The sequence below is a fragment of the Pseudomonas putida genome, from assembly GCF_026625125.1.
Taxonomy (GTDB): domain Bacteria; phylum Pseudomonadota; class Gammaproteobacteria; order Pseudomonadales; family Pseudomonadaceae; genus Aquipseudomonas; species Aquipseudomonas putida_X.
This window is the reverse complement of the sequence record NZ_CP113097.1, coordinates 5,424,936-5,449,173: the sequence shown is the minus strand read 5'-3', so window position 1 is coordinate 5,449,173 and position 24,238 is coordinate 5,424,936. Positions and strand designations below refer to the sequence as shown.

Here is a 24,238-nt window from a genome sequence, read left to right as displayed (position 1 = left end):
CATAGCCTGAATATAAAGAGGGGAGGCCAGGCTGTACCGCAGCCTGTAGCCTCCCCGAGCGTTTCTGGACTAAGCATGAGAATACTGATCATTGGCCCCAGCTGGGTTGGCGACATGGTGATGGCGCAAACCCTGTTCCAGTGCCTGAAACAGCAGCACCCCGACTGCGTGATCGACGTGCTGGCGCCCGAGTGGAGCCGGCCGATCCTTGAGCGCATGCCCCAAGTGCGTCAGGCCTTGAGCTTCCCGCTCGGCCATGGCGCGCTGGAACTGGCTACGCGCCGGCGCATCGGCAAGTCCCTGGCCGGGCAGTACGACCAGGCGATCCTGCTGCCCAACTCGCTGAAGTCGGCGCTGGTGCCGTTCTTTGCCGGCATCCCCAAGCGCACCGGCTGGCGCGGCGAAATGCGCTTCGGCCTGCTCAACGACGTGCGTAAACTGGACAAGGCCCGTTACCCGCTGATGATCGAGCGCTTCATGGCGCTGGCCTACGCGCCGGGTGCCGAGCTGCCGCAGCCTTATCCTCGGCCGAGCCTGCAGATCGAAGCGCCGAGCCGTGAGGCGGCGCTGGCCAAGTTCGGCCTGGAGCTGGACCGCCCGGTGCTTGCGTTGTGCCCAGGCGCCGAGTTCGGGGAAGCCAAGCGCTGGCCGGCAGAGCACTACGCCAACGTTGCCGACGCCATGATTCGCCAAGGCTGGCAGGTCTGGCTGTTCGGCTCGAAGAACGATCACCCGGTCGGCGAACAGATCCGCGACCGGCTGATCCCGGGTTTGCGTGAAGAGTCCTGCAACCTGGCAGGCGAAACCTCGTTGGCCGAGGCGATCGACCTCATGTCCTGCGCCAACGCGGTGGTGTCCAACGACTCCGGGTTGATGCACGTTGCGGCGGCGTTGAACCGCCCTTTGGTTGCCGTCTATGGCTCGACCTCGCCGGGCTTCACTCCGCCGTTGGCCGAGCAGGTGGAGGTCGTGCGCACGGGCATCGAGTGCAGCCCATGCTTCGACCGCACCTGCCGCTTCGGCCACTACAACTGCCTGCGTCTGCTGGAGCCGGGCAAAGTCATCGCCGCCCTGCACAGCCTGGGTGGGCCAAACCTGATCGATACCGTGGCCGAGGTCGAGTAAGTGCGGGTACTGATCATCAAGACCTCGTCGCTGGGGGATGTGATCCACACCCTGCCGGCGCTCACCGATGCCGCCCATGCGATCCCAGGCATCCGTTTCGACTGGGTGGTAGAAGAAGGCTTCGCCGAGATCCCCAGCTGGCACCCGGCGGTCGACCAGGTGATACCGGTGGCCATTCGGCGCTGGCGCAAGAATGTCTGGCAGACCATCAAAAGCGGCGAGTGGAAGGCGTTCAAGCAACGCGTGCGCGAGCGCAAGTACGACCTGGTGATCGATGCCCAGGGGCTGGTCAAGTCGGCTTGGCTGACCCGCTACGTCAAGGCGCCGGTGGCCGGCCTGGACCGTTACTCGGCGCGCGAGGGCTGGGCCAGCCGCTTCTATGACCGGCGCCTTTCGGTCGCCGTCGGCCAGCATGCGGTAGAGCGCGTGCGCCAGCTGTTCGCCATGGCGCTGGCCTATGACCTGCCCGAAGGTATCGGCAGGTACGGCCTGGACCTGGACCGCCTGCAACTGCCGCCGGCAGCGCCGTACGTGGTGTTTCTGCACGGCACCACCTGGGCGACCAAGCACTGGCCCGAGGCCTACTGGCGCGAGCTGGCTGAACGCTTGGGCCGCAGCAGGCTGCAGGTATGCCTGCCATGGGGCAACCAGGCCGAGAAAGACCGCGCCGAGCGTATCGCCCAGGGCTTGAACAACTGCCAGGTGCTCCCCAGATTGAACCTTGCCGGTGTTGCCCGCGTGCTGGCGGCGGCAAAGGCCTGTGTTGCGGTGGACACTGGGCTGGGCCACCTGGCGGCGGCGCTGGATGTGCCTACCATTTCGCTGTTCGGCCCGACCAACCCGGGCCTGACCGGCGCCTATGGCCGTGTACAGGTCCATCAGGCCAGCGATTTCCCCTGTGCGCCGTGCCTGCAGAAAAAGTGCACCTACAAACCGAGCGCCGACGACCTGCGCCGGTTCGATCTCAAACGCGAGTGGCCACTGTGCTTCACTCGCCTGAATCCCGAGCATGTGGCGAGCCGCTTGAGCGCGTTGCTGCTGGCTGAGGATGTCCGTTGATGCAACTGGCTTTCGTGCTTTACAAATATTTCCCCTTCGGCGGGCTGCAGCGCGACTTCATGCGCATTGCCCTGGAATGCCAGAAGCGGGGCCACCAGATCCGTGTCTACACGCTGATCTGGGAAGGTGACGTTCCGCCCGGTTTCGAGGTGCTGGTGGCACCGGTCAAGGCGCTGTTCAACCACCGTCGCAACGAAAAACTCAGTGCCTGGATGCAGGCCGATCTGGCCAAGCGCCCGGTAGACCGGTTGATCGGCTTCAACAAGATGCCGGGCCTGGACGTGTATTACGCGGCCGATGGCTGTTTCGAGGACAAGGCCCAGACCTTGCGTGGCGGCCTGTACCGCCGCTGGGGCCGCTACCGGCACTTTGCCGAGTACGAGCGGGCCGTGTTCGCCAAGGATGCGCGCACTGAGGTGCTGATGATTTCAGAGGTGCAGCAACCGCTGTTCATCAAGCACTACGGCACCCCTGTCGAGCGCTTCCACCTGCTGCCGCCCGGCATTTCCCAGGACCGCCGTGCGCCGGCCAATGCCGCCGAGATCCGCGCGGCGTTTCGCAAGGAGTTCAACCTGGGCGATGACGACCTGCTGCTGGTACAGATCGGCTCCGGCTTCAAAACCAAGGGCGTCGACCGTAGCCTCAAAGCCCTGGCCGCTCTGCCGGCGTCTTTGCGCAAGCGCACCCGGCTGATGGTCATAGGCCAGGACGACCCCAAGGTGTTCCAGCTGCAGAGCGCAGCATTGGGCCTGGGCGAGCAGGTGCAGTTTCTCAAGGGGCGCAGTGACATTCCACGCTTCCTGTTGGGTGCGGACCTGTTGATTCACCCGGCCTACAACGAGAACACCGGCACGGTGCTGCTCGAAGCACTGGTGGCGGGCTTGCCGGTATTGGTTTCCAAGGTCTGCGGTTATGCCCATTACATTGCCGAGGCCGACAGCGGCCTGGTGCTGGACGAGCCGTTCGAGCAGGAACAGCTCAATGGCTACCTGCAGCGCATGCTCGAAGCGCCAGCGGCGCGTGCTGAGTGGTCGCGCAATGGGCTGGCCTTTGCCGATACCGCCGACCTGTACAGCATGCCGCAGCACGCCGCCGACGTGATTCTGGGGCAGGAGAGCGCATGAAGCTGATACTGGCCGAACCTTTCAAGCGCCTGTGGGCGGGGCGTGATGCCTTTGATGCCGTGGAAGCCCTGCAAGGCGAGGTGTACCGCGAGCTGGAAGGTCGCCGCACGCTGCGCACCGAGGTCGATGGCGAAGGTTTCTTCGTCAAGATCCACCGGGGCATTGGCTGGGGCGAAATCTTCAAGAACCTGCTCACCGCCAAGCTTCCGGTGCTGGGTGCCGGCCAGGAATGGCGGGCCATCGAGCGCCTGCATGAAGTCGGCGTGCCGACCATGACTGCAGTGGCCTACGGCGAGCGTGGCAGCAACCCGGCCACGCAGCATTCGTTCATCGTCACTCAAGAGCTGGCGCCGACCATCAGCCTGGAAGACTTCAGCATCGACTGGGTCAGGCAGCCGCCTGAGCCGGCGCTCAAGCACGCGCTGATCGCCGAAGTGGCGAAGATGACCGGCGGCATGCACCGCGCCGGGGTCAACCACCGCGACTGCTACATCTGCCACTTCCTGCTGCACACCGATCGCCCGGTGACGGCGCAAGACTTCAAGCTGTCGGTAATCGACCTGCACCGCGCCCAGACCCGGGCGAAAATCAGCCGCCGCTGGCGGGACAAGGACCTGGCCGCGCTGTACTTTTCGGCGCTGGACATTGGCCTGACCCGGCGCGACAAGCTGCGTTTCCTGCGTGGTTACTTCCAGCGCCCGCTGCGTCAGGTCCTCAGCGAGGAAGCCGCGCTGCTGGCCTGGCTGGATCGCAAGGCGCAGAAACTCTACGATCGCAAACAACGCTATGGGGATGCACTCTGATGGCGGGTTGGACACTGGCGCCGGGCTATGAACACCTGGCGGCGGACTTCGGCACTCTTGATGCGGTGTTTGCCCTGCAGGGTGAGCGCCTGACCCGTGACCCGCTCAGCGAGGTGGTCCGCGTCGAGCGTGACGGGGTCAACTATTACGTCAAGCGCTACACCGGCGCCGGCAAACACATGCGCCGTTACCTCGGCCGGCCGCGTATCAAGGCCGAATGGCAGAACCTCAAGCAGTTCGCCAAATGGGACATCCCCACCGCCGAAGTCGTCGCCTGGGGCCTTGAGCGCAAAGGCCTGGCGTTTGGCCGTGGCGCGATGATCACTCGCGAGCTGCCCCGCACCGAAGACCTGTCGGCGCTGGCTGAGCGCAATGATCCGCGCCTGGCCGATCGCGCCTGGGTCGACCATATCAGCCAACAGCTGGCGCGCCATACCCGGGTCATGCATGAACATCGTTTTGCCCACAACGACCTCAAGTGGCGCAACCTGCTGGTCGATGACCGGGGCACGCTGTTCTTCATCGATTGCCCGACCGGCGACTTCTGGCGCGGTTTCATGTGGCGCCACCGGCTGATCAAGGACCTGGCATGCCTGGACAAGGTCGCCAAGTACCACCTGACGGCGACCCAGCGTCTGCGCTTCTATTTGCAGTACCGCGGGCGTCAGCGCCTGAATGCACGCGACAAGCGCCGGGTTCGTCAGGTACTGAGCTTCTTCGAGGGAAGGGAATGACCGATTACCTGGCCAGCGCGGACCTCGCGCTGCTCAAACGCCATGGCCTGAATGACTTCGAAGCGCTGTGGGCGCTGCAGCTCGATGCCGTGGACGAACCCAACACCGGCCGTGGCGGCTGGAGCAGTGTCTATCGCCTGGAGCTCGAGGGTAAAGGGTATTACCTCAAGCGCCAGAGCGACTACCTGACCCGCACTTTGCACCGCCCGTTCGGCGAGCCGACGTTCGCCCGTGAGTTCCGCAACATCAGCCGTTACCAGAAGCTGCATATCCCGGCCCTGCAGGCAGTGTTCTACGGTGAGCGCAAGCACGCGGGCCAGCACCGGGCGATTCTGCTCACCCGTGCGCTGGATGACTGGAGCGACCTGGAAAGCCTGCTGGGCCAATGGCCGCAGCTCGGTGACGCTCAGCGCAACGGTATCCTCCAGGCCTGTGGCCAGCTGGCGCGCACGCTGCACAGCGCCGGCCAGGTGCACGGCTGCTTCTACCCCAAGCACATCTTCCTGCGCCAGCGCCGCGAAGGCTGGGACGCGCAACTGATCGACCTGGAAAAGACCCGGCCACTGCTGTTCGGCATGCGCGACCGCCTGAAGGACCTGGAGCCGCTGCTGCGCCGCGCCCCGGCCTGGAGCGAAGCGCAGGTGCGCACGCTGCTGGCTGCCTACCTTGCCCTGCCGGCCGACAGCGCGCTGGTTGGCACCTGGTTGCAGCGGCTGACACAACGCCGTCGTGAAAAAGAGGCCCGCTGATGCGTTTGTCTGAATTGAAAGATGCCGGGCGCAGCCCTTCACTGCCGCTCTCGATCAGCCTGGCCGACGCCGCTGGCAACGCCGAACTTCAGCTGCTAAGCCTGCTGCGGGTGTTGCCGGGCCAGCGCTATGTCGGTGCCGGGGTATGGCGCGGTACGCCGGTGTTGGCCAAGTTGCTGGTGGGTGGCAACGCCGCGCGCCATTTCCAGCGGGAGCTGGAGGGTGTGAAGCTGCTGGCCGAGCAGGGCCTGACCACGCCCAGGCTGCTTGCCGATGGGCTCAAGGACGGTGAGGGTGGCTGGCTGCTGTTCGAGTTCCTCGACGGCGCCCAAAGCCTGGCCGATGCCTGGGACAAAGTGGCAGGCTTGCCGGTGCTTGCCGACGAACAGCACCTGGTGCTTGGCGAAGCATTGACCGCCGTTGCCCAGATGCATGCCAAGGGCCTCTGGCAGGAAGATCTGCACGTGGACAACCTGCTGCGTCACGGCGGCAAGCTGTACCTCATCGATGGCGCTGGCATCAAGGCCGAAACACCCGGCCAGCAGCTGTCGCGCCCGCGTGTGCTGGAAAACCTCGGCGTGTTCTTCGCGCAGTTGCCCAAGCGCCTGGAGCCCTTCATCGAAGAGCTGCTGGTGCACTACTTGCTGGCCAATGCCGAGCACGCCTTGCCCATGGAGGCGTTGCAGAAGCAGGTGGACAAGGTGCGCAACTGGCGGCTGAAGGACTACCTGGAGAAGGCCGGTCGCGAATGCACGCTGTTCAGCGTCGAGCGCAGCCTTTCGGGCTTACGCTCAATCCGTCGCAGCGAAGTCCAGGCCATGCTGCCGGTGCTGGAACAGGCCGATGCCTTGATCGACCAGGGCCACCTGTACAAGACAGGCGGCGCGGCCAGCGTGGCGCGTGTCGAAGTGGGTGGGCGCTCACTGGTGCTCAAACGCTACAACATCAAGAACACCGCGCACTGGTTCAAGCGCTTCTGGCGCCCGAGCCGGGCCTGGCACTCCTGGATCGAAGGCCATCGCCTGGAGTTCCTGGGCATCGCCACGCCGCGCCCGTTGGCGGTGCTGGAGCAGCGCGTCATGGGCCTGCGCAGCCGGGCGTACCTGGTCACCGAACATGTCGATGGGCCGGACCTGACTGCGTGCTTCGCGCCCTATGTGGAAAACGGCGAGGCGCCTGAAGAGCAAGTTGATGCCTTGGTGGAGGTGATGCAGCAACTGATCCGCGAGCGAATCAGCCATGGCGACTTCAAAGGCCACAACCTGTTCTGGCACAACGGCCAATGGTCATTGATCGACCTCGACGCCATGTGCCAGCACGCCACGGCGCTCAGCTTCGCACCGGCCTACGCCCGTGACCGGGCACGGCTGTTGCGTAACTGGCCGAGCAGCAGTGCCCTGCATCAGCGCCTGGACCGGTTGCTGCCAAGGCTCGGCGAGTAGGCATCCGGCAGCGCCAACCAATCGCTGCTGCGCCCGGCCTGGCGTACTCGGATGCGCCACTGCTGGTCTTGCCAGCACAGGATCGCCCACGGCACCACGCCGGCTTGCCGGGCGTGCGGGATCACCAAGTGGTAGTGCCCGGCGAGCAGGTGCGCACGCAAGGGCAGTTGCCCGGCAGGGGTTTGCAGGTAGAGCTGGTCGTCTGCCTGGCACAGCCCCGCCTGCGTGCCCACCGCTTCACCCTCCAACGGCGGCTGCAGGCGGCAGCTGGCCAGCAACTGCGGTAGATCGGGCAAGCCGTCGTACCACAGCACCGGGGAGTCGATCACCCAGTTGCCATTGGCCAGGCGTTTGACTGGCTGCAGCAGGTAAGCGTCCGGCTGCGTAGGGTCGATGACACGCCAACGACGCCCGTCGAACGAGACCTGGTAATAGCGGCCGTGGGCGTCCTGGATAAAGTATTGGGTCAGCCCTTCGAAGGCTGATGATTTTTCAAAGACGCCTTCACCGTGCACACCGTCAATGGTGTAGCGCAGGTGCTCGAGCGCAGGCGTGATGCTGTAGCGCGAGGGCAGTGGCAGCGGTGGTTGCGTCGGCAGGCCACGCATCATACGGCGCATCAGGCCGGCGCTGACCGCGCCGGTACCTGCATCGTTGGCATAGCTCAGGGCGTTGTAGGTATGGGTCAGCACACCGTTGATATCGTCCTCGCTGAAGGCTTCCAGGCCAGCCCAGGTTTCGATCACCATGCGTCCCATGGCCAGGGGAATCTGTACACGCGCAGGCAGTACCAGGCTGATCAGGTCGAGCAGGCGCCACACCAGCGCGGTGCCCTGCTGAAGATCTGCCTCCCCGGTGGTGCGGCTCCGGGCATCGACCACCGCCAACCAGCCGCGCACCTCGGCCATGTAGTAGGCGAAGAACAGGTCATCCTCGATTGCCAGGATGCGCAGTGCCGGGCCGAGCCGGCCCTTGTTCAGCAGTTTTTCGATGCGCACTGGTGACAGCAGGGGCAGGCGGCTCGCGACGTAGGCGCGCAGGGCCGGTTGCTGGCGCAGCAGCCGCATCAGTTCGCGAGCATTGCTCAGCCGGCGCCAGGCGCGGCGGTCGGGTGCGTCCGGTGTGTACAGGACGAAGGCGCCTGTGCCAGAGCCTTCGGCGTTGATCAGCAGAACCCCTTGCAGGGTATGACCATGGATCGTCAATTGGCGCACGGTGATGCGGTGGGTGTCCACGGGCGGGCGCAGCGCGTTGTGTGGGTAGTCCAGTACCTGGCGTACCCAGCGGTAGCCTTGTTCACCCTGGGCGTTGCCAAGGTGCCCGGCATAACGCGCCTTGGCCACTTCGGCACGCATGCGGGCCCGGTTGATCAGGGCATGGGCATTGAGCCTCCAGCCCCCGACCGGGGAGTCGATCAATTGGGTTTTCAGGTAAGCATCATAGCTGCCGCCAACATTCAGGTTTCTGATCATCGCCTTGATGTAGGCCGGGTTCAGTGCCTCGGGTAACGGCTTGTCTTGGCGATGGGTCACCCGGGCGGTGAGCCAATAGTCGTAGTCGAACCAGTTCAGGTTGCACAAAGCCAACTCGTCCAGCGGGTAACTCTCCCTGGTCAGCTCGACCATCACCCCACCGACCTGCTCGAAGCCCCGCCAGGTGACGTAGATCGAAGGGTTGAAGGGGTTGAGCTGCGGGCCGGCCTGACGGCTGTGCACCACATGGACCATGATGTCGGCAGCTGCGTAGCGCAGGCCATGATCGTGGCGCAGGCGTTCCTCTACACGGGCGCGGGCCCAGCCCAGCAAGCTGTCCTGCTCGCGAAACTGCGCCAAGGTGAGGATGCCTGGTGCGGCGATGCGATTGCCGGCGGCGACCAGTTGTTGCATGGCCTGCATGATGTGCGAAAGCGCCTGGGGCCCTGCCGTGGTCAGCCAGTTGGGCAGGTTTTTTTCCAGCAGCAGGCCGTAGCGCGTGTCGAGCAACGCCTGCTTGCCGACATCGGCCGTCAGTGACAGGGCCTCGCGCAGCGCCTCGGCCGTGGGTGCCAGCGCGCCCTGGGCGGTGGCCCAGGCGTGGTTGACACGCAGGCGCTGCGCTTCGATCAGAATGTCGATTTGGGCTTGCACCGGGTCATCGGCATACCATTCATAGCGCAGGCGATCGGCCTTGGCGGCGTGCTCCATACGCTCGGCATCGACCAGCAGGCGCAGCAGTGGCGGGCCCTGTAGCGGGTCGTCGAGGCGTTCGCACAGCTCAAGGTGCAGGTCGGCCAGCGAGGCATAGGCCTCGATGCCTTGGGTCAGGCCGCACAGCAACGCCGGCCCGCGGGGTTGCTCCGGGGAGAGTTCGGCGGCCTCGTCAGTACCGGTGATGACCACGAACATCCCTGGTAGCACGGCGCGGCTGTGGGGCTGGCTACGGCTGAGGACCAGGCGGTAGACCTGGGCACGTGTGGCCATCGCTTGGGGGCGGCGTTGCCAGGCGTAGGGCAGGTCCAGACACAGGCTCAGGGCATCGGCCTGAGGGGTGGGCAAGGTTTGGTCGCCCAGGCGCAGGGTCAGTTCGGCATGCATCATGGCCCGGCGCAGATCGCACAGGCGCACCCTGCGCGAGCGGCCCTGGGTATCGCTGGCTGCCCAGTATTCCGCCAGCTCGCCCTGTAGCTGCTGACGGGTGAGCCGTGGTCGGTCGGGGCTCGGCATTTGCGCCAGGAGGGCAGTGATCTGATGGTCGAGGAATTCGATACGTTCCAGCGGTAGCATGTTGCGCTCCTTCGGTCAGGGAGGCGCAACGTTACGGCCCGGGGCAAGGGCCGAAGCGGTAGCCGGTTATCGCCGGCACAACCCGCGCAGGCTGAGGATGACGGGCACGGCCAGGCCCAGCCAGGCCAGGGCATCCCACGCACCGTCACCCAGCAAGGCGGCGAACAGGCCGGCTGCACCGAGCAGGCCGATGGCGGCTGGCCAGGTGAAAATGCGCAGGGTCGGTTGCGACGTGTGGCTCATGCCCGGGCCTCCCGGGGTTTGCGCTGTTTGCCCCACCACAGGTAAAGGCCGCTGCCGAGCACGATGATGGTCAACCCATCGAGCACAGCCCAGAGGATCTGCATCGGCCGCCCACCGTAGTCGCCGAAGTGCAGTGGCTGCGACAGCCCCATGGCGTCCATGTACCAGGGGCGTTCGCCCACGGCGGTCACCTGCAGGGTGCGCGCATCGATCAGCACGGGCGTGAGCAGGTGCGAGGTAAGGTGGGTGGCGCCTTTCATGAACACGGCGTAGTGGTGCTCGCTGGAGAACCGCGTGCCGGGGAAGGCGATGAAGTCTGGGCGCATACCGGGCGCGGCCTGCTTGGCGATGTCCAGCAGTCGGCTGGCCGGAGCGCGCTCGGTGAGCGGCGGGGCGTCACGGTAGGGCGCGACCATGGTGGCCAGGCTGTCGTTGCGCCAGGCGGCGATGACCAGGTCGGACAGGGCGCTGATGACCCCGGTCACACCGACGGTCAGCGCCCACGCCAGGGTCACCACCCCGATCAGGTTGTGCAGGTCCAGCCAGCGCAGGCGCCGGGACTTGTCGTGGCGTACCGTGGCGAACTGCAGGCGGCGCATGAACGGTGCGTAGAGCACGGTGCCGGAGACGATCGCCACAACGAACAGTACACCCATGAACGCCAGCAGCAGCTTGCCGGGCAGCCCGGCGAACAGGTCGACGTGCAGGCGCAGCATGATCATCATGAAACCGCCGTTGGCGGCCGGCATGGCGACGGCCTCGCCGGTGCGGGCATCGAGCATGAAGGTGTGTGACGAGTTGGGGTCGGTACCCGCCGTGGCAGCGGTGATGGCCACCACACCGTTGCCCTCGTCCTCGTCATAGCCAATGTACTGCATCACCTCGCCGGGACGATGCTGCTCGGCCTTGAGCACCAGCTGTTGCAGGTCCAGGTGGGGGGTGCCTGCAGGCATTTCGCGCAGCGCGGGGGCGTCGCCGAGCAGGTGTTCGATTTCGTGGTGGAAGATCAGCGGCAGGCCGGTGATGGCCAGTAGCAGCAGGAACAGGGTGCAGACCAGGCTGCTCCAGGTGTGAACCACGGACCAGCGGCGGATGGTTTGGCTTTTCATCACGGTACCGATTGTGCCTGATGGAACCAGGGGCCGCACTGCGGCCCCTATTCGCTCAGAACTTATAATTGACGCTGGCCACTACGTTGCGTTCGTCGCCGTAGTAGCAGTAGTAACCGTCACAAGTCGACAGGTAATCCTTGTTGAACAGGTTCTTCGCATCCACGGCAACGGTCACGCCCTTGAGGGTTGGGTTCAGACGGCCCAGGTCGTAATGCACCGAGGCATCGTAGACGGTGTATGAGCCCACATGGCCCCAATCGGTATTGGTGGTGTTGCCATAGGTGTCACCCACATAGCGCACACCGACACCCACGCCAAAGCCATCGAGCGCGCCTTCGTGCCAGGTGTAGTCGGCCCAGGCAGTGGCCTGGTTACGAGGGACCTGGGCCATGCGCTTACCCTTCTCCCCGTCGTTGCCTTTGGTGATCTCGCTGTCGTTATAGGTGTAGGAACCGATCAATTTCAGGTTCTTGGTGACATCCGATGTGGCTTCAAGCTCCAGGCCTTTGACGCGTACTTCACCGACTTGGCGAGTCACACTGCCCTCGGTTACCGACATGTTCTCTTGGGTCAGGTCGAATACCGCTGCGCTAAGCAGTGTCTTGCTGCCAGGGGGCTGGTACTTGATGCCCAGTTCGTACTGTTTGCCTTCGGTAGGTTTGAAAGCGTCGGTGCTGTTCACTGCGGCACCGGTTGCGGCCTGGAACGACTCGGCATACGAGAAGTACGGGGTAATGCCGTTGTCGAACACATAGCTCAGTGCTGCGTTACCGCTGAACTTCTTGTCACGCTGGGTATTGGTGGCGTCGCCCTGGTTGTGGAAGGTGGTGCCGGTGTGTACCCAGTCTTCGCGGCCGCCCAAGGTCAGGCGCCAGCTGTCCAGGGCCATCTGATCCTGAACATACAGACCGGTCTGCTGGGTTTTCTGATCGTAGTCATACATGTCGAAGTACTGGACGTTCGAGAAATCCTGGCCGTAGATCGGGTTGTGGATATTGCTTGGCGGCACGCCGGCCGAACCCCAGCGCCAGCGGGCATTGCTGTCCGAACGTTGGTGATCGAGCCCCAGCAGCAGGGTATGGGCGACCCTGCCGGTCTGGAAGTCCGCTTGGAAGTTGTTATCCACCGCGAACTGGGAGATGTCTTCCTCGACGATGCCGGCAGTGCGTTGCACCGTGCCATCGGCGCTGACTGCTTCGTCCGGGCCTGCCGGCCAGATCGAACCGCCGGCGGTGATGCCCTTGAAGTCCAGTTCGTTACGCGCGTAACGCAGGTTCTGGCGGAACTGCCATGTGTCGTTCAGGCGGGTTTCGAACGCGTAACCCAAGTGATAGTAAGTGCGGTCGTAGGATTCCCAGTCCGGGTCGCCCAGGTTCTTGTGGTGGGAGATCTTGCCTGCAGGACTGTCCAGTTTGGTGCCCTGCAAGGGGAGGAACTGGCCGGTGATACCGGTATCGTCGCGGGTGTACTGGGTAATGAACGTCAGTTTGGTGTCGTCATTGATGTTCCAGGTCAAGCTGGGTGCGATGTTGTAGCGCTTGTCCGGAATATGATCGATCGGTGTGCCGCTGTCGCGCACGGTACCGCTCACACGGTAGAGAAACCGTCCGCTGTCATCGATCTTGCCAGTGCTGTCGAAGTTGATCTGTTTGTGGTTGTTGCTGCCAACCTGGGCTTCAACTTCGTGGCTGCTTACAACATCCGGGCGGCGGCTGGTCATGTCCAGCAAGCCGCCGGGAGGGGTCTGGCCGTAGACGGAAGAGGCCGGGCCACGCAGTACCGCAATGCGCTCCAGGTTCCAGGGCTCTATTTTCGGTGACGCGTAGTTACCTTTCGGCAATGGCAGACCGTCAAGAAACTGGGTGGGCACGAAGCCGCGTACCAGCAGCCAGTCGCTGCGCGAGTCGGAGCCGTAGCCGCTGCTCTGTACGCCAGCGGTGTAGCGCAAGGCGTCGTTGAGATTGAGGACCGGGCGGTCTTCCATCTGCTGGCGGGTGATCACCGTCACCGAGCGTGGTAGCTCGGCAATGGCGGTGTCTGTCTTGGTGCCAGCGGCGGTGCGTGTTGCCGTGTAGCCGTCAACCGGCCCCCAAGCGCTTTCGTACGAGGCATTGGCATTGATCGCAGTCTCGGGCAACGCCAGGGTGCCATCAGGGACGGCCACCAGGCTGTAGCTGCCGACGGTGCTCTGCTGCAACTGCAGGCCGGTGCCGAGCAGGGCTGCCTGCAGGGCGCCGAGGCCGTCGTACTGGCCGTTGACCGGCGCCGAGTTGCGGCCGCTGACCAGTGCCGGGTCGATGGCCAGGGCGATGCCCGACTGGCTGGCGATCTGGTTCAGGGTGGTGGCCAGCGGGGCGCTGGGCAGGTCGTAGGCGCGCTGTGCGGACTGCTCGGCGGCGAACAGGGTAGGGCTGGCCAACGGTGCAGCCAGGGCGATGGACAAGGCCATCAGGCTGGGGCGCAGGATACGATCAACGGCACGGGACATGCAGCGGTTCCTCGACGGATAAGTGCTAATTGCTTCCTTGCCGAGCGAGATTTCAGAAGTGACAGGGGCCTCTGAAAAAAAATCGAAATGGTTTGTATTTGTACGCAGCCAGTTCAGCCTCATCACCGGCAAGCCGGCCCTCCACGGGGCGGCAATGCGCTGATCAACAGTGAAGGAACGCAGCACCGGGCTTGCCGGCGACGAGGGCGTTGAGGCCCTACTTGGGCACCACGTTGATCCACCACTGGGTATGCCGCTCGATCTTCACCGGCAACGCGGGGGCCAGTGAAGCCAGGGCCAGGTCGGTATCGGTCAGCGGGAAGCTCCCCGTCACGCGCAGGTCGGCCACTTCATCGGCTACGCCCAGGTGGCCGCTGCGGTATTGGCCCAGCTGCGCCACCAGGTCGGCAAGACGCACGTTGTCCACCACCAGCATGCCGCGGGTCCAGGCGTCCGCACCGGTTTGCACGGGGGCGATACGGCCCAGGCCATTGGCGTTCATGAGCACCTGCTGACCCTCACGCAGGACCTGCTCGTCACCACTGTTGAGCGGCTGGGCTGCAACCGAGGACTGCAGCACTTCCAGGCGGGTGCCGTGGTTTTCGCGCCGCACCAGGAAGCGAGTGCCCAGAGGGCGCAGGCGGCCATCGTCGGTGCGCACCAGCAGCGGGCGAGGGTCCTGGTGGCCGGTCTCCACCGAGATTTCCCCCTGGTGCAGCACCAGTACACGCTGGTCCCCTTCGTAGTCGATGTCGACTGCCGTGTGAGTGTTCAGGCTCAGCAGCGTGCCGTCCTCCAGACGCAGGGTCCGCAGTTCGCCGGTGGCGGTGCGCTGATCGGCCAGCCAGTAGCTTGCCGATAGCGATGGCGCGCCGACCCAGGCCAACAGTGAGCCGAGCAGGAACATGCCAGCCAGCCCGCCGCCCACCTTCGCCACCCGCCGACGCAACCCTGCGCGCGATTGCTGCAGGGCCTGGCGCGCGGGGCCGGCTGCGGCGCTGACCCGCTGATCGAGGGTGCCCAGCTGGCGCCAGGCGCGAGCGTGTTCTTCGCTGGCGGCATGCCAGCGCATGAACTCGCTGCGCTCGTCGAGCGTACCGGTGCCGCCGTCCAGGCTCAGTTTCCAGGCGATGGCCGCTTCAAGGACCCCGGCAGAAACCGGTGAGTTGTTCACGTCGGCTCCCCATACAGCGCCACATAGCACTGGCGCATGCCTTGGGCGATGTACTGGCGTACCCGCGATACCGATACGCCCAGGCGCTCGGCGATTTCGGCGTGGCCCATGCCATCCAGGCGATTGTGCAGGAACGCTGTGCGTGCCTTGCTCGACAGCTTGCCGAGCAGGCGGTCGATGGCCTTGAGGTCTTCGAGGATCAGGTGTTGCAGTTCAGGGGAGGGCTGTTCGGCTTCTGGCAGGCGGGCGAGCTCGGCCAGGTAGGCCTGCTCCAGGGCAGCGCGGCGAAAATGGTCGAACATCAGCCCTTTGGCTACTGCGGCCAGGAATGCGCGCGGCTCACGGGGGGTGTCCAGGTGTTCGCGCCCGAGCAGGCGCACGAAGGTGTCCTGGCTCAGGTCTTCGGCACGCTGGCGGCAGGCCATGCTGCGTTGCAGCCAGGCGAGCAGCCAGCTGCGGTGGTCGCGGTACAGCGTACCGACCAGTTCGGCGTGTGGGCTCTGAGCAGAAGACAAGCAGTGTCCCCCCCGGAACGAATGCGTTAACTAACGATAATTATTCGCGATTGTTGCAGAGGCGGGGGGCAGGGCGCAATGGACGCTTATCGGGTTGCCACTATCAGGGGGGGGCTGCGCGCGATCTCACAGGGCAGCGCCTTCAACGCACAGGTTTCTAAAGCCCGTGCCCCTGTACATTGCGCCGGCGCCACCCGCGCAAGCGCTGCTCCAGCTGCAATGGGCTGTCCAACTGCTGGCGACGCGCCTGGCTGAACAGGATCAACGCCAGTTCAGCAGTGACTTGGGCATCGGCGCTGGCGTGGTGGCGCTCATCCACCTGCAGCCCGAAGCGTGCCACCCAGTCATCCAGCCCTGCTTCGCGCAGTACCGTGTCCGGGTTGAGCATGGGCGCCAGTTCAGCGACATCCAGGAACGGCTGCTGCAGGCGATGGCCAAGGGTTTCTTTCAACGCCCGAGCCAGCATGCGTTGGTCGAAAGGTGCATGAAACGCCAGCACCGGGCTGTCACCCATGAACTCGAGCAGTTCGAGCAACGCCTCGGCTGGGTCGCTGCCAGCAGCCAGGGCGCTCGGGCCCAAGCCATGGATGAGTACACTGGCGTTGGTTTTCTGGGCCGGGCGGTGCAGGGTGCGCTCGAACTGCTGGGAAAAGTCGATGGCGCCGTCTTCGATGGCTACGGCACCGATCGACAAGACCTGATCGCGGTTGGGGTTCAGGCCACTGGTCTCAAGGTCCAGCACCACCCAGCGCTGCTCACGCAGCGAGCACACGCCCAGCGGTGCGGGTTTTGGCAGGCGCGCCAGGCGTTGATGCAGCGCATCGTCCAGGGCCGGGGCGGCAGGCCGTAGCCAGGCGAACAGGCTCATAGCTGGTACCGCAGGGCCAGGCTGCTTTGCAGGCGCTGCGCCTGGCGCAGGGACTCACGCAGGATGCGCCGGTCCAGATGGTTGAGGCTGTCCGGATCGAGGCGGTTGGAATAAGGCTGATTGTCGCGGGTCTGGCGCTGATGCTGCTGCATGCGCGTTTGCTGGATGAAATGGTAGGCCTCTTCGTAGGCCGCGCCGTCGAGCGCCTGGATAACGCCTTTGTCGACCAACTGACGCAGGCGCTCCAGGGTGTTGCAGGCGCCGATGCCGTTGGCCAGGGCCAGCAGCCGCGCACCATCGACGAAGGGGGTCAGACCCTGGACCTTGAGGTCCAGGGTAGCGGCCTTGTCGTTGCCTTGGCGGGTCAGGACGAATTCGCGCAGGCGGCCTACCGGAGGCCGCTGACGCAGGGCGTTATCGGCCATCATGCGCTGGAAGATGCGGTTTTCGGCAACCTGTTCAAGCACGCTTTGGCGCAGCTGTTCGCAACCCTGTTCGTCGCCCCAGACCACACGCAGGTCGAAATAGATGCTCGAGCCGAGCAGGTTCTCTGGGCTGGCTTCACGGATGAAGCCAGCGAAACGCCGTGCCCATTCAGCGCGCGACAGGCACAGCTCGGGGTTGCCCGCCATGACGTTCCCCTTGCACAGGGTGAAGCCACATTGGGCCAGGCATTGGTTGATGTAGTGGGCCAGCGGCAGCAGGCGGGCGCGAATGGCTTCGGCCTCGCGGCTATCGGCCGCCTCGAACAGGATGCCGTTGTCCTGGTCGGTATGCAGGGTCTGCTCACGGCGCCCTTCGCTGCCAAAGCACAGCCAGCTGAATGGCACCCCAGGGTCGCCACGTTCGGCCAGCGCCAGTTCGATGACCCGGCAGACCGTGTGGTCGTTGAGCAGGGTGATGATCTGGGTGATCTGGGTCGAGGAGGCGCCGTGGGCAAGCATGCGTTCGACCAGCTGGCCGATCTCCCCACGCAGCGCTACCAGCGAGTCCAGGCGCGGTGCGTGGCGGATGGTGCGGGCCAGGTGCACGAGGTCGACCCGTTGCAGGGAGAACAGGTCGCGCTCCGAGACCACGCCGCACAGGCGCTGGTTTTCCACCAGGCAAACATGGGCGATGTGTCGCTCGGTCATGGCCATGGCCGCGTCGAAGGCGCTGGCCCGCGGGCTGAGGTAGAACGGTTTGGCGGTCATGTGCCGCTCGATGGCGCTGCCGAGGTCGGCATCGACAGTGGCCACCACCTGGCGCAGGTCACGCAGGGTGAAAATGCCCACCGGGTAACGCTGCGCATCCACCACCACGATGCTGCCGACCTGCTGCTCGTGCATCGACCGCACGGCGTCGCGCAGCGGCGTGTCCGGGGTGCAGACCACCGGATGACGCATGGCCAGTTCACCCAGCGGGGTGTTCAGCGAGTATTGGGTGCCGAGCGTTTCCACCGCTTGCTGACGTACCTGTTGATTGACCTGGTCGAGCAAGCTACTGACGCCGCGCAGCGCAAAATCCCGAAACACATCCGACAGGGAGAACACACGGATGAAGGCGGCTTTGTTCAATTGCAGGCAGAACGTGTCCTCGCCTGCCAGGTGCTCGGTGCGGGTAGCGCGTTCGCCAAGCAGGGCGGCCAGCGGGAAGCACTCCCCGCTGGTGATCTCGAAGGTGGTTTCCACGCCGGGCTTGACCAGGTGCTGGCGCTCACCGACCACGCGGCCCTGCTTGACGATGTAGAAGTGCTCCACCGGGCCGTCGGTGGGCTTGATGATGCTTTCCCCGCTGGCGTAGAAACGCAACTGGCACTGTTCCACCAGGAACGCCAGGTGGCTGTGTTCCATTTGGTTGAACGGCGGGAAACGCTGCAAAAACTGCAGGGTGCCCTGAATGTTTTGCAGAACTACCGTTCTGCCCGCCTGGCTGTAGGCGTCGTTTTTGCTCATGACACTGACCGTATCGCTACGCCGAACTATATATATCTATATATAGGTGCGGCCTTGTTGTTCTCGGCCCCCATGGTCGGCTGACGGCCGTGCGGTGCCCATTGGACGTAAGTCTATGAGCGTAATGTGATCAATATCGCAAGCTGCGGTCTTACCGATGAGCAAGACTATTTGACGAGACGACCATGGTTGAGCATGACGACATCCTGAGTGACGCCGAGCGCGAGGCATTGGCCGGTCTGAGTGCGCCCGTCGCATCCAGGCCGGTGGTATTGGTGGTTGATGACAACCCGGTGAACAGCGAGGCTTTGTGCCTTTACCTCAAGAGCAGAGGGATCGACTGCATGAAGGCCGATGGTGCCCAGGAGGCGATGTTCAAACTGCATTACGAACCGCGCATCGCCCTGATGATCACCGACCTGCGCATGGAGCCCAAGGATGGCCTGGAGCTGATTCGGCAGATTCGTGAGTCGGAACGCGCGGCGTTGTCGATCATCGTGGTGTCAGGCGACACCGATGTGAAGGAGGCGGTGGATGTGATGCACCTGGGGGTGGTGGACTTTCTGCTCAAACCGGTGGATCTGGGGAAATTGCTGGGGTTGGTGAAGAAAGAGTTGCAGCTAGGGTAGCTCAGGTGGCTGTTCTGGCCGTTCGCCGGCGAGCCGGCGCGCACAAGTTCATCACACCCTTTGAGGCCAGTGATGTGCCTGTGAGCGCCGGCTTGCCTGCGATCGGGCCGGCGAGCGGCCCGTTGCAGATTACAGCCCGTTACGCGCCTTGAACTCGCGGCGGCGACGGTGCAGGACCGGCTCGGTATAACCGTTCGGTTGCTTGGCACCCTCCACCACCAGTTCCACTGCAGCCTGGAATGCAATGTTGTCGTCGAAGTTCGGCGCCATCGGGCGGTACAGGGCGTCACCGGCATTCTGCTTGTCGACAACGGCTGCCATGCGCTTGAGGCTTTCCAGCACCTGCTCCTGGGTAACCACGCCATGGCGCAGCCAGTTGGCCAGCAACTGGGCCGAGATACGCAGGGTAGCGCGGTCTTCCATCAGGCCCACATCGTTGATGTCGGGCACTTTGGAACAACCCACGCCCTGGTCGATCCAGCGAACTACGTAGCCAAGGATGCCCTGGGCGTTGTTGTCCAGCTCGTTGCGGATCTCTTCGGCCGACCAGTTGGTGTCAGCTGCCAGCGGGATGGTCAGGATGTCGTCGACCGAAGCCGGGGTGCGGCTAGCCAGCTCGCGCTGACGCGCCTGCACATCGACTTTGTGGTAGTGCAGCGCGTGCAGGGTGGCGGCGGTCGGTGACGGAACCCAGGCGGTGTTGGCGCCGGCCAGCGGGTGAGCGATCTTCTGCTCGAGCATGGCAGCCATCAGGTCCGGCATGGCCCACATGCCTTTGCCGATCTGCGCACGGCCTTGCAGGCCGGTGGCAAGGCCAACGTCTACGTTGTTGTTCTCGTAGGCGCCGATCCACTTTTCATTCTTCATGGCGCCTTTGCGCACCACGGCGCCGGCCTCCATGGAGGTGTGGATTTCGTCACCGGTACGGTCGAGGAAGCCGGTGTTGATGAACACCACACGCTCGGCTGCCGACTTGATGCAGGCCTTGAGGTTGACCGTGGTACGGCGCTCCTCGTCCATGATGCCGACCTTGACGGTGTTGCGCGGCATGCCCAGCAGGTCTTCGACGCGGCTGAAGATCTCGGCGGCGAACGCCACTTCTTCAGGGCCGTGCATTTTCGGTTTGACGATGTAGACGCTACCGGTACGGGTGTTCTTGCGGCTGGTGTTGCCGTTGAGGTTGTGCAGGGCGATCAGGTTGGTGAAAAGACCATCCTGGATGCCTTCGGGAATCTCGTTGCCTTGGGCATCGAGAATTGCCGGGTTGGTCATCAAATGACCCACGTTACGCACGAACAGCAGCGAACGACCGTGGAGGGTTACGGTGCCGCCATTGGGCGCTGTGTACTCGCGGTCGGGGTTCATGGTGCGGGTGAAGGTCTTGCCGCCTTTGCTGACGCTCTCGGCCAGGTCGCCTTTCATCAGGCCCAGCCAGTTGCGGTAGACGATGACCTTGTCGTCGGCATCGACGGCAGCGACCGAGTCTTCACAGTCCATGATGGTGGTCAGCGCCGATTCCATCAGGATGTCTTTCACACCGGCGGCATCGGTGCTGCCGACCGGGGTGCTGGCATCGACCTGGATTTCCAGGTGCAGGCCATTGTGCTTGAGCAGCACGGCGGTTGGCGCGGCGGCATCGCCATGGAAACCGATCAGCTGGGCGTCGTCACGCAGGCCGCTGTTGCTGCCGCCCTTGAGGGCAACGACCAGCTTGCCGCCTTCGATGCGGTAAGCGGTGGAGTCGACGTGCGAGCCAGCAGCCAGCGGCGCGGCTTCGTCGAGGAAGGCGCGGGCGAAGGCGATGACCTTGTTGCCGCGGACCTTGTTATAGCCCTGGCCTTTTTCTGCGCCACCTTCATCGCTGATGACATCGGTGCCGTACAGTGCGTCGTACAGCGAGCCCCAGCGGGCGTTGGCGGCGTTCAGGGCAAAGCGGGCGTTCATCACCGGCACGACCAGCTGTGGGCCTGCCATGTGGGCAATTTCTTCGTCCACGTTCTGGGTGGTGGCTTGGAAATCGTCGGCTTGTGGCAGCAGATAGCCGATTTCCTGAAGGAAGCTTTTATAGGCGACGGCGTCGTGTGCCTGGCCTTTGCGTGCCTGGTGCCAGGCGTCGATCTTGGCTTGCAGCTCGTCGCGCTTGGCGAGCAGGGCTTTGTTCTTTGGGGCGAGGTCGTTGATGATCTTTTCTGCCCCGGCCCAGAACGCATCGGCCTTGACGCCGGTTCCAGGGATCGCTTCGTTGTTGACGAAGTCGTACAGGGCCTTGGCGACCTGAAGGCCACCGACTTGAACGTATCCAGTCATTGCTTGCCTCACCTTTGCTCAGCTATTTCGCTTTCGCTCTTCTGTATTAAGCCTGTAGCGCTTCTCTAAACACGGCACCAGTACATGCTCTCACCACTCATGAGAGCGGCTGGGTGCGGCTCGCCAGACGGGCTGGTGAGCGGTTGGCGTATTTTCACAGGCGCCTTGGCAGACATCGTAACGACGTTTTGTAGTCCGCGCCGACGCATACTACATGAAGCAGCGGGCCGGTGAACATCAGACTAAAAGCGTCGCGCCGCGACCAGCAGGTCGCGGAGGGTCACGCTGGGAGTCGCTATGTTCGCAAAAAACCGGTGGATTGTTCCAGATAAATCTTGAAACAGTACACGATTAGTTCGCCAGACCGTCCTGCGGCAGGTTGCCGCGCCTTGCCTATACTGAACCAATTCCCGCCGCTGCAGGCGGCACGACGCAGAGGAAGGCCTGTGGATCATCTTGTACTGACCGTGATTGCTCCTGACAAGGCCGGCCAGGTCGAACGGATTGCCCAGTGCATAGCCGACCACAACGGTAACTGGCTGGAGAGCCGTATGTCGCGTATGGCCGGGCAATTCGCGGGCATCTTGCGGGTCGCCGTGCCGGCAGAGAGCTACGATGAGCTGGTGAAATCGCTTCAGGCCCTGGGGCAATACGATATCCGTGTGCTGATCGCAGAAAGCGGCATCGAGCCTTCCTGTACCTGGAAGCCGATCGCGATGGAGTTGGTGGGTAATGACCGCCCTGGCATCGTACGGGATATCACCCGTTTGCTGGCTGAGCAAGGGGTGAACCTTGAGCGTTTCACCACCGAAGTACGCCCGGCGCCGATGAGCAGCGAGCCGTTGTTCCATGCCGATGCCTTGCTGGCGCTGCCATTGACCTTGTCGCTGGACGACCTGCAGCACAAGCTGGAGAGCCTGGCGGATGACTTGATGGTGGAGTTGAAATTGCGGCCGCAAGAGTGAGCCCAAGCGCTAGCGGGTTATCCCGATTAATCGGGGAAGGCCCTGTGGATAACCTGGGGGCGCTCCGCGCTAACCCAGAGACGGCAAGCTCTCCCGCTGTTTGTTCAAAAAACAGCCACTAATCAATAGCTTGTGCACAAACCACGGGGACGAGGGTGTGGATAACCTCTGGAGATGTTCTGCCAGGCCACGAACGGCGTGGCCTGCAGAGTTTTGATCGTTTTTTGATCAGGTGCGCTTGCGCAGATTCAGCCAGGCATCGACGCTGTACAGCGCCAGGCCAGCCCAGATACACAGGAAAGCCATCAGGCTGCTGGATGACAGGTGCTCGTCAAATAGCAGTACCGCTTGCAGCAGCACCAGGGTTGGCGCCAGATACTGCAGGAAGCCCAGGGTGGTGTAGGGCAAGTGCCGCGCAGCGGCGTTGAAGCACACCAGCGGTATCAGGGTTACCGGCCCGGCGGCGATCAGCCATAGCGCCTCGCTGCTGGTATAGAAACTGCCTTGTGCACTCATCGCCGCGGGGTGCAGCAGCAACCAGCCTAGCGCCAGGGGCACCAGCATCCAGGTTTCCACCACCAGGCCGGGCAGCGCCGCCACCGGTGCCTGCTTGCGGATCAGGCCATAGAAGCCGAAGGTCAACGCCAGTACCAGGGACACCCACGGCAGGCTACCGACTTGCCACACCTGTTGCGCCACACCTACTGCGGCCATGGCCACTGCCAGCCATTGCAGGCGGCGCAGGCGTTCACCCAGCAAAAGCATGCCCAGCAGCACGTTCACCAGCGGGTTGATGTAGTAGCCCAGGCTGGCCTCGAGCATGCGCCCATTGTTGACCGACCACACGTAGGTCAGCCAGTTGCCGGCAATCAGGGCGCCACTGAGGGCAAGGATGGCCAGGCGGCGTGGGTTGTCGCGCAACTCGCGCCACCACCCTGGGTGCTTCCACACCAACAGCAGCAGCGAACCGAACAGGGCGGACCAGAGCACCCGATGGACGATGATCTCAACCGCCGGGACGCTTTGTATGGCTTTGAAATAGAGGGGGAACAAGCCCCAGATGATGTAGGCCGAGAGGCCAAGAATGTACCCGCGTCGCGGGTTTGCGGCGTGCATGCAGAATCCTTGCTTAGGTAGCTAAATACAGCGACGCCTATTGTAGACAGACCTTTGCAGGCATTTAGAACAATTTCAGTGGTTGCTCATCGAGTGCCGCCGTTTGCTCGCGCAGGGCCAGGATCTGATCGCCCCAGTACCGCGGCTGGCCAAACCAGGGGAAGCTGCGCGGGAATGCCGGGTCGTCCCAGCGCCGTGCCAGCCAGGCGCTATGGTGCAGCTGGCGCAAGGCACGCAGCGGTTCGATCAGGGGGAGCTCGCGCGGGTCGAAATCGTGAAACTCGTTGTAACCGTCGATCAGCTCTGCCAGTTGGCCCAGGCGTTCTTCACGGCTGCCGGCCAGCATCATCCACAGGTCTTGCACCGCCGGGCCCATCCTGCAGTCATCGAGGTCGACGACGTGGTAGACGTCGTCGCGGTGCATCAGGTTGCCGGGGTGCAAGTCGCCGTGCAGGCGCATCACCTTGTGCTCCGTGCGTGCGTAGATGTCTTCGACCCGCTTGAGCAGTTCGCGCGCTACAGACTCGAAGGCGGGCAGCAATTCCCGGGGTACGAAGTCGCCCTCCAGCAGGGTTCGCAGGGATGCGTGGCCGAAGTTGTCCACAGTCAAGGCCTCGCGATGCTCGAACGGGCGTGTGGCCGCTACCGCATGCAGGCGGCCGAGCAACTGGCCCAGACGGTAGAGCTGGTCGAGGTTGCCTGGCTCCGGTGCGTGGCCGCCGCGGCGGGGGAACAGCGTGAAGCGAAAGCCCTGGTGCTCGAACAGGGTCTGTTCATTGTGTTGCAGCGGGGCGACCACCGGCACTTCGCACTCGGCGAGTTCGGCGGTGAAGCGGTGTTCTTCAAGAATCGCTTCATTGCTCCACCGGCCTGGTCGATAGAACTTGGCGATCAGTGGTTGCTCGCCTTCGATACCCACTTGGTAGACGCGGTTCTCGTAGCTGTTCAGGGCCAGTACCCGGGCGTCGCTGAGAAAGCCGAGGCTCTCCACGGCGTCCAGTACCAGGTCGGGGGTGAGGGTCGCGAAGGGGTGAGACATGGTGGCTCCGGGGTGGGCTGCAGGGGCTCATGGTATCAGTGACGGCCCTC

Annotated in this window: 20 protein-coding genes; 9 read left to right on the top strand and 11 right to left on the bottom strand. The window is 63.9% G+C overall.

Features of this window, described 5'->3' with window-relative positions; translation table 11 throughout:
* The first annotated feature begins 75 nt into the window (after positions 1–75).
* From waaF to OSW16_RS25105, 7 genes are read left to right on the top strand one after another with little or no spacing between them, the layout of a single operon-like run.
* Positions 76–1,125 carry a lipopolysaccharide heptosyltransferase II gene (gene waaF, locus OSW16_RS25135; RefSeq protein ID WP_267819302.1) on the top strand — a complete coding sequence of 350 codons (1,050 nt, stop codon included), beginning with the start codon at positions 76–78 and terminating at the stop codon, positions 1,123–1,125.
* A complete protein-coding gene (gene waaC / locus OSW16_RS25130; protein ID WP_267819300.1) occupies positions 1,126–2,184 on the top strand; it encodes a lipopolysaccharide heptosyltransferase I in 1,059 nt (352 codons plus the stop codon). It abuts the gene before it with no gap.
* Positions 2,184–3,308, top strand: a complete 1,125-nt coding sequence (locus OSW16_RS25125) for a glycosyltransferase family 4 protein (RefSeq protein WP_267819298.1) — start codon at positions 2,184–2,186, stop codon at positions 3,306–3,308. The genes waaC and OSW16_RS25125 overlap by 1 nt, the downstream gene beginning before the upstream one ends.
* Complete coding sequence (rfaP, locus tag OSW16_RS25120) at positions 3,305–4,111, top strand: lipopolysaccharide core heptose(I) kinase RfaP (RefSeq protein WP_241805656.1); 807 nt, start codon at positions 3,305–3,307, stop codon at positions 4,109–4,111. Before OSW16_RS25125 ends, rfaP begins: the two co-directional genes overlap by 4 nt.
* On the top strand, positions 4,111–4,845 hold the full coding sequence (locus tag OSW16_RS25115; protein WP_267819296.1) for a lipopolysaccharide kinase InaA family protein: 735 nt from the start codon (positions 4,111–4,113) through the stop codon (positions 4,843–4,845). Before rfaP ends, OSW16_RS25115 begins: the two co-directional genes overlap by 1 nt.
* Positions 4,842–5,594, top strand: a complete 753-nt coding sequence (locus OSW16_RS25110; RefSeq protein WP_267819294.1) for a lipopolysaccharide kinase InaA family protein — start codon at positions 4,842–4,844, stop codon at positions 5,592–5,594. Before OSW16_RS25115 ends, OSW16_RS25110 begins: the two co-directional genes overlap by 4 nt.
* Entirely contained in the window at positions 5,594–7,036 is a 1,443-nt protein-coding gene (locus tag OSW16_RS25105; RefSeq protein ID WP_267819292.1) for a lipopolysaccharide kinase InaA family protein, read from the top strand. The genes OSW16_RS25110 and OSW16_RS25105 overlap by 1 nt, the downstream gene beginning before the upstream one ends.
* Here OSW16_RS25105 and OSW16_RS25100 read toward each other — a convergent pair.
* From OSW16_RS25100 to OSW16_RS25065, 8 genes are all read right to left on the bottom strand, one after another.
* A complete protein-coding gene (locus OSW16_RS25100) occupies positions 6,997–9,798 on the bottom strand; it encodes a dermonecrotic toxin domain-containing protein (protein ID WP_267819290.1) in 2,802 nt (933 codons plus the stop codon). The genes OSW16_RS25105 and OSW16_RS25100 overlap by 40 nt on opposite strands.
* A gap of 66 nt (positions 9,799–9,864) precedes the next feature.
* Complete coding sequence (locus OSW16_RS25095) at positions 9,865–10,041, bottom strand: hypothetical protein (protein ID WP_267819288.1); 177 nt, start codon at positions 10,039–10,041, stop codon at positions 9,865–9,867.
* Positions 10,038–11,150 carry a PepSY-associated TM helix domain-containing protein gene (locus OSW16_RS25090; RefSeq protein ID WP_267819286.1) on the bottom strand — a complete coding sequence of 371 codons (1,113 nt, stop codon included), beginning with the start codon at positions 11,148–11,150 and terminating at the stop codon, positions 10,038–10,040. The genes OSW16_RS25095 and OSW16_RS25090 overlap by 4 nt, the downstream gene beginning before the upstream one ends.
* Positions 11,151–11,205: 55 nt before the next feature.
* Entirely contained in the window at positions 11,206–13,641 is a 2,436-nt protein-coding gene (locus OSW16_RS25085) for a TonB-dependent siderophore receptor (protein ID WP_267819284.1), read from the bottom strand.
* A gap of 217 nt (positions 13,642–13,858) precedes the next feature.
* Positions 13,859–14,815, bottom strand: a complete 957-nt coding sequence (locus OSW16_RS25080; RefSeq protein ID WP_241805664.1) for a FecR domain-containing protein — start codon at positions 14,813–14,815, stop codon at positions 13,859–13,861.
* A complete protein-coding gene (locus OSW16_RS25075) occupies positions 14,812–15,330 on the bottom strand; it encodes an RNA polymerase sigma factor (protein ID WP_241805665.1) in 519 nt (172 codons plus the stop codon). Before OSW16_RS25075 ends, OSW16_RS25080 begins: the two co-directional genes overlap by 4 nt.
* Positions 15,331–15,487: 157 nt before the next feature.
* A complete protein-coding gene (locus tag OSW16_RS25070) occupies positions 15,488–16,198 on the bottom strand; it encodes a PolC-type DNA polymerase III (RefSeq protein WP_267819281.1) in 711 nt (236 codons plus the stop codon).
* Positions 16,195–18,132 (bottom strand): putative nucleotidyltransferase substrate binding domain-containing protein, encoded by a 1,938-nt coding sequence (locus OSW16_RS25065; RefSeq protein WP_267819280.1) that lies wholly within the window; start codon positions 18,130–18,132, stop codon positions 16,195–16,197. Before OSW16_RS25065 ends, OSW16_RS25070 begins: the two co-directional genes overlap by 4 nt.
* A gap of 185 nt (positions 18,133–18,317) precedes the next feature.
* On the opposite strand from OSW16_RS25065, the gene OSW16_RS25060 reads away from it, so the two are divergent.
* The gene (locus OSW16_RS25060) at positions 18,318–18,761 is read left to right on the top strand and encodes a response regulator (RefSeq protein ID WP_241805668.1); all 444 of its coding nucleotides are present in this window, start codon (positions 18,318–18,320) and stop codon (positions 18,759–18,761) included.
* 129 nt (positions 18,762–18,890) lie between these two features.
* On the opposite strand, the gene OSW16_RS25055 is transcribed toward OSW16_RS25060, so the two are convergent.
* Positions 18,891–21,068, bottom strand: coding sequence for a malate synthase G (locus OSW16_RS25055; protein WP_241805669.1), 2,178 nt, complete (start codon positions 21,066–21,068; stop codon positions 18,891–18,893).
* Positions 21,069–21,514: 446 nt separating this feature from the next.
* Here OSW16_RS25055 and OSW16_RS25050 point away from each other — a divergent pair, with 446 nt between their 5' ends.
* Complete coding sequence (locus OSW16_RS25050; protein ID WP_241805670.1) at positions 21,515–22,033, top strand: glycine cleavage system protein R; 519 nt, start codon at positions 21,515–21,517, stop codon at positions 22,031–22,033.
* 228 nt (positions 22,034–22,261) lie between these two features.
* On the opposite strand, the gene rarD is transcribed toward OSW16_RS25050, so the two are convergent.
* Entirely contained in the window at positions 22,262–23,149 is an 888-nt protein-coding gene (gene rarD / locus OSW16_RS25045) for an EamA family transporter RarD (RefSeq protein ID WP_267819278.1), read from the bottom strand.
* Between the two features lie 64 nt (positions 23,150–23,213).
* A complete protein-coding gene (locus OSW16_RS25040) occupies positions 23,214–24,188 on the bottom strand; it encodes a serine/threonine protein kinase (protein WP_241805672.1) in 975 nt (324 codons plus the stop codon).
* Between the last annotated feature and the right edge of the window lie 50 nt (positions 24,189–24,238).

What these genes read in the sequence shown, in the direction of transcription:
- waaF (WP_267819302.1), top strand. Translation starts at nt 76, where the DNA reads ATGAGAATACTGATCATTGGCCCCAGCTGGGTTGGCGACATGGTGATG.
- OSW16_RS25125 (WP_267819298.1), top strand. Translation starts at nt 2,184, where the DNA reads ATGCAACTGGCTTTCGTGCTTTACAAATATTTCCCCTTCGGCGGGCTG.
- rfaP (WP_241805656.1), top strand. Translation starts at nt 3,305, where the DNA reads ATGAAGCTGATACTGGCCGAACCTTTCAAGCGCCTGTGGGCGGGGCGT.
- OSW16_RS25115 (WP_267819296.1), top strand. Translation starts at nt 4,111, where the DNA reads ATGGCGGGTTGGACACTGGCGCCGGGCTATGAACACCTGGCGGCGGAC.
- OSW16_RS25110 (WP_267819294.1), top strand. Translation starts at nt 4,842, where the DNA reads ATGACCGATTACCTGGCCAGCGCGGACCTCGCGCTGCTCAAACGCCAT.
- OSW16_RS25105 (WP_267819292.1), top strand. Translation starts at nt 5,594, where the DNA reads ATGCGTTTGTCTGAATTGAAAGATGCCGGGCGCAGCCCTTCACTGCCG.
- OSW16_RS25100 (WP_267819290.1), bottom strand. Translation starts at nt 9,798, where the DNA reads ATGCTACCGCTGGAACGTATCGAATTCCTCGACCATCAGATCACTGCC.
- OSW16_RS25095 (WP_267819288.1), bottom strand. Translation starts at nt 10,041, where the DNA reads ATGAGCCACACGTCGCAACCGACCCTGCGCATTTTCACCTGGCCAGCC.
- OSW16_RS25090 (WP_267819286.1), bottom strand. Translation starts at nt 11,150, where the DNA reads ATGAAAAGCCAAACCATCCGCCGCTGGTCCGTGGTTCACACCTGGAGC.
- OSW16_RS25085 (WP_267819284.1), bottom strand. Translation starts at nt 13,641, where the DNA reads ATGTCCCGTGCCGTTGATCGTATCCTGCGCCCCAGCCTGATGGCCTTG.
- OSW16_RS25070 (WP_267819281.1), bottom strand. Translation starts at nt 16,198, where the DNA reads ATGAGCCTGTTCGCCTGGCTACGGCCTGCCGCCCCGGCCCTGGACGAT.
- OSW16_RS25065 (WP_267819280.1), bottom strand. Translation starts at nt 18,132, where the DNA reads ATGAGCAAAAACGACGCCTACAGCCAGGCGGGCAGAACGGTAGTTCTG.
- OSW16_RS25060 (WP_241805668.1), top strand. Translation starts at nt 18,318, where the DNA reads ATGGTTGAGCATGACGACATCCTGAGTGACGCCGAGCGCGAGGCATTG.
- OSW16_RS25055 (WP_241805669.1), bottom strand. Translation starts at nt 21,068, where the DNA reads ATGACTGGATACGTTCAAGTCGGTGGCCTTCAGGTCGCCAAGGCCCTG.
- rarD (WP_267819278.1), bottom strand. Translation starts at nt 23,149, where the DNA reads ATGCACGCCGCAAACCCGCGACGCGGGTACATTCTTGGCCTCTCGGCC.
- OSW16_RS25040 (WP_241805672.1), bottom strand. Translation starts at nt 24,188, where the DNA reads ATGTCTCACCCCTTCGCGACCCTCACCCCCGACCTGGTACTGGACGCC.